At 74.6% G+C, this 4,421-nt stretch carries 3 protein-coding genes; all 3 read right to left on the bottom strand.

The genetic code is table 11. From position 1 onward, the window contains the following. A partial coding sequence (locus A2U95_RS12465; protein WP_166022190.1) for a LuxR C-terminal-related transcriptional regulator occupies positions 1-592 on the bottom strand: 592 nt, incomplete at its 3' end. 217 nt (positions 593-809) lie between these two features. Continuing rightward, positions 810-2,558: an outer membrane protein assembly factor BamB family protein gene (locus tag A2U95_RS12460; RefSeq protein ID WP_166022189.1), complete on the bottom strand. Its 1,749-nt coding sequence runs from the start codon at positions 2,556-2,558 to the stop codon at positions 810-812. A gap of 142 nt (positions 2,559-2,700) precedes the next feature. Next, positions 2,701-4,421, bottom strand: a 1,721-nt coding sequence (locus tag A2U95_RS12455; RefSeq protein ID WP_166022188.1) for an outer membrane protein assembly factor BamB family protein, incomplete at its 5' end; no start/stop codon positions are given.

Below are 4,421 nucleotides of genomic sequence, written 5' to 3'. Positions count from 1 at the left end.
GCTTCATCAGCACCCGCTGGACGTGGGTGCGCGCCGTGCTGGGCGCTATCCCCATGCCCTGGGCGATCAGCCGGGTGTCCTCGCCCTCGGCGACCCTCACCAGCACCTCGGCCTCGCGCGGGGTGAGCGCGGACAGCAGCCGCCGCCCCTCGTCGTCGGGCTCCGCCACCGGATGCAGCAGTTCGTGGAAGGCGCCCTGGAGCAGCCCCGGCGCGACCGCCGCCTCACCGGCCCGCGCCTTGACGATGGCCCGCTCGACCCCTTCGATCCGCTCGTCGTGGCGGACGTATCCCGACGCCCCGGCGGCGAACGCCGCCGCGATGCCGCGGGGGCTGGGCACCGGGCCCAGCACCACCACCGCCACCTGCGGCCGCTCCCGCTTGATCCGCTCCACCGGGTCGAACGCCCCCGGCCGGGCCGGCTCCGCGGTGCCCAGCAGGCACACCTCCGGCGCCCTGCCGATCACCAGCTCGGCGGCGCCCGCCGCGGGAGCGGCCGCGGCCAGCACCCGGTGCCCGCGCAGCTTCAGGGCGGAGGCCAGCGCCTCCGCGTGCAGTCGGTGGTCGTCGACCACCATGAGCCGCACTCCCATCGAACCCCCCACCCTCGCCCCGGCCCGAGGCCCCCCGGCACTCGCGGTGTGTATGGACCGGGAAGCTACACGCTTGTTCGACGCCGCGCGCCCCCATCGGCCGACATGTGCCTCGTATCGGGGAATCCGGCGGGGGCGGGGGCGGGCCGGGGGCTCCGACGGCAGGGGCCCGCCCGGCCGCCGGACCGACGGCCGGCTGCCGGACGGGCCCCCTCGGTCAGCCCTTGGGGCCGTAGGCGACCGCCAGCACCTCGTCCGCGCCGGCGCCCTGCCTGACGTACACCTGGCTCATGAACAGCCGGCCGCCGGAGAACAGGTACTCCTGGTACTCCGGCGAGAACTCCAGCTCCAGCTCCTGCGACTTGTCGTCCGCCGGGAGCTCCAGCAGCACCGTCTGCTCGAAGCCGGCGCCGCCGATGCTGACGATCTGGCCGCCCTTGTCGTAGGGGGGACGCTTGTAGGCGATCAGGTTGTCGCCGTCGGCGCGCAGCGGGTACAGCGACGAGTTGTCGCCGGCGTCGGCCTTCTGGCCGGTCGTCCTGCCGGTGGCGAGGTCGATGGCGATGATCTCGTTGCTGCGGCCGCCTTCGCCGCCGGTGTCGTGCTCCTCGGTCGGCAGGAAGAGCCGGTCCCCGGTGACGGCCAGGCCGGTGCAGTGCTCGACGCGGGTGATGCCGTCGCAGTCGGCGGCGTAGGTGTCGCCCGGGGCGGAGATCTTGGCGCGGAGCTTGCCGGTGACGGCGTCGACGGAGAAGAAGTCGGAGATGCCGCTGCCGTCACCGGCGGTGTCGCCGACGTCGGCCGCGACCACCAGCGGGTCGGTGGAGACGACCGAGGCGTACTCGACGCCCTGGGGCATCTTGTACTCGGACACCACGGTGCCCTTCTTGGCGTCGATGGTCTGGATGTGCAGCTGCCGGGCGTCGTAGGAGCCGCACCTGCGGACCGCGACGAGGGCCTTGCCGCCGCCGTAGCCGGCGTCCTGGCACTCGTCGGCGGCCTTGGGCTGCCACAGCGACGTGCCGTCGGCCAGGTCCCAGGCGGCGCCGCCGTGGCTGGAGCCGGCGGCGACCGTGGTGCCGCTGAGGGTGACGTTGTCGAACCGCACGGGCCGGTCGCCGTTCTTGGCGTTCTTGGTCCACAGCTTCTTGCCGGTGGTGAGGTCGATCGCGGTGACCTCGCTGCAGCCGTGGGTGGGCGTCCTGGCGGTCGGCATGTCCGGCTCGTGGACGATGGCGGTCCTGCCGTCCCGCGTGGTGTGGCGGGAGGTCTCGCAGACCGGGCCGGGCAGCGGGAGCGTCCACTTCTTCGCGCCGTCGTCCAGCCCGTAGGCGTTGATCTCGGCGACGCCGCTCTTGACGTAGGCGTCCTCGGTGATCCAGGAGCCCGCGACGGTGATCTGCAGGTCCTTGCCGACCTTGGGCGGATCGAGCTCGAAGAGCAGCTTCGCGGAGGGGTCCGACGGCGCCTTCTCGGTGCCTCCGCCCTTGCCTCCGCCCTTGCCGTCGCCGTCGGTGGAGCCGCCGGCGACCGGGGCCCGGTCGTCCTTGCTGCCGGAGTACCAGACGCCGCCGCCGATGATCAGCGCGATGGCCACCAGGGCGGACACCACGATCGCCACCTGGGCGCGCAGCGCCTTGCGTTCGGCCTCGCTGCGCCGCGGCAGGGGCTGGGCGGCGGGCTGCGGCACGGTGGGGGCCATGTGCTGCGCGGGGTAGCCGTACTGCGGCGCCGCGGGCGGCGCCTGCGGGGACGGCTGCTGCAGGTAGGGGTTGGGCGCCGGCGGGGTCTGCGGATATCCGTACCCCGCCGCGGCCTGGGCGTACGGGGGCGTGCCGGGCTCCGGCGCCCCGGGGGCGGGCGGCGGCGGGGGCTGGGACGGGGACTTGCCGAAGGAGACCTGGGTGGGGTCGTGGGCGCCGCCGTCCCCCTGCGGGGGCCGGCCGGGCTCGGGCGGCTGGGTCATCGGACACCTCGGTACGGATCGGGTGGGGGAAACGGCCGGAACGGGACGCGTCGGCCGGCGGGGGACGTGGTGGGGCCGCCCCGGGGGCAGCCCGGGCGGATCGCCCCGGCCGCCCCGGAACTGCTCGGGGGCTGCTCGGGAACTACTTGGCGAAGGCCATCATCAGTTTCTCCTCCAGGCCGTCGGTGCCGGTCAGCCGGTTGACGGAGAGGAAGAGGCGGCCGCCGGACCAGGCGACGTCACCCCGGAGGAAGCCGTTCTCCAGCGGCGCCCCGGCCGCCGGGTGCCGCAGCAGCTCCTGCGGCTCGTGGCTGCCGGCCGTCGGCACGGCCACCACCTGGCCGCCCTTGTCGTAGGTGGCCCCGACGTAGGCGACGAGCTTGCCGTTCTCCACCGCCACCGGCTGCATCGAGGCGTCGGCGGGGGACTTCACCCGCCACTGCTCCTTGCCGCTGTCCAGGCCGACCGCGATGATCTCGTTGGGGCCGGTGACGGCCTTGGTGGCCAGGTACATGTTCTTGTCGTCGAGGACGAAGTCGCAGGACTCCAGCGCCTTGTTGAGGATGGACATGCCGGAGCAGCGGAAGTCGAGCTCGGTCTTGCCGTCGAGTCCGACGTGGGAGCGGACGTCGCCGCCGGCGTCGAAGACGGAGATGTCGCCCTGCTTCTTGTCGCGGTTGATCCCCTGGACCACCAGCGGGGTCACGCTGTAGACCTTCTCGACCTCCCAGCCCTTGTTCAGGGGCACCGTCCAGCGCACCTTGCCGGTCGCCGGGTCGAGTTCGCGGAGCTCGTCGTGCGCCTTGTCGCTGGCGGCGGCGCAGGAGGCGGCGACGATCAGCCGTTCGGCGTCGCCGGCGAATCCGGACGGGAAGCAGGAGGCGCCGTACCGGTTGATCTCGTACCGCTTCTTGCCGGTCCTCATGTCGTAGCCGACGGCGGACTGGGAGCGGCCGACGACCAGGCTGTCCCCGGCCAGGCTGAGGGAGAGCTCGGAGGTGCCGTCGAAGAGACCGCCCTCGCCCATCTCGATCTCCCAGCCCCGCTCGCCGGTGCGCAGGTCGAGTTCCAGGACGCGGTTGCACTTGGCGCGGTCGCTGGTGCCGCTCTTGTAGGCGACGGCTATCCGGCCGTCGCCGGTGGTCCCCGGGGTCACCGCGCAGATCTCCGCGGGGAAGGTGACCGGCTTCCACGCCTCGGCGCCGTTCGCGGCCTTCCAGCCGAAGACCTGCTTGTACGCGGCCTTCACGGCGACGTCGCCCACCACCCACATGCCGGGGGCCGGGGCACCGCCCTTGGGGCTGTCGGGTGCGCCCTTGTACCAGGCGACGCGGTCCTCGCCGGGGGCCCGCTCGCCGTTGATGTCGATCTCCTCGCCGCCTCCGCCGTTGCCGTCGCCCTGGTCGACGCTGACGGACGGCTCGGGCGACGCCTCCTGGGTGGGCTGCGGGCCGGCCTTCTCCCCGGTGGAGTCGCCGGAGCCGGTCAGGGCCCAGACGCCTCCGCCGATCAGCAGCGCGGCCGCCACCGCGGTGGCGCCGATCGCGAGGGCGGGGCGGGTGCGGAAGGGGTTCCGGGAGCCGGCGGCGGGCGGCTGCTGCGGGGCGCCGGCGTAGGGGGCGTGGGCGCCCTGCGGGTACCCTCCCCCGGCCGGGCCGGGCCGGCCCCAGCCGGGCTGCGGCGCGTAGGGACCTGCCTGTGGCTGTCCCGGCTGCCCGTAGGGGCCGGCGGCGTAGGGGCCGGGCTGCCCGTACGGCCCCGGCTGGGCGGGCTGCCCCGGCTGCGGCGGGCCGTAACCGGACGGCGGCGCGCCGAACCCGGCCGCGGGCGGCTGCTGGGGCGCGCCGAAGGCCCCCGCCGGCG

This window comes from Streptomyces chilikensis, assembly GCF_001642695.1.
GTDB classification, from domain to species: Bacteria; Actinomycetota; Actinomycetes; order Streptomycetales; family Streptomycetaceae; genus Streptomyces; species Streptomyces chilikensis.
The sequence above is the reverse complement of the archived record's forward strand: the minus strand, read 5'-3'. Positions and strand labels throughout refer to the sequence as shown.

Excerpts from the sequence above, each read along its gene's own strand:
- A2U95_RS12460 (WP_166022189.1), bottom strand. The coding sequence starts at position 2,558 with ATGACCCAGCCGCCCGAGCCCGGCCGGCCCCCGCAGGGGGACGGCGGC.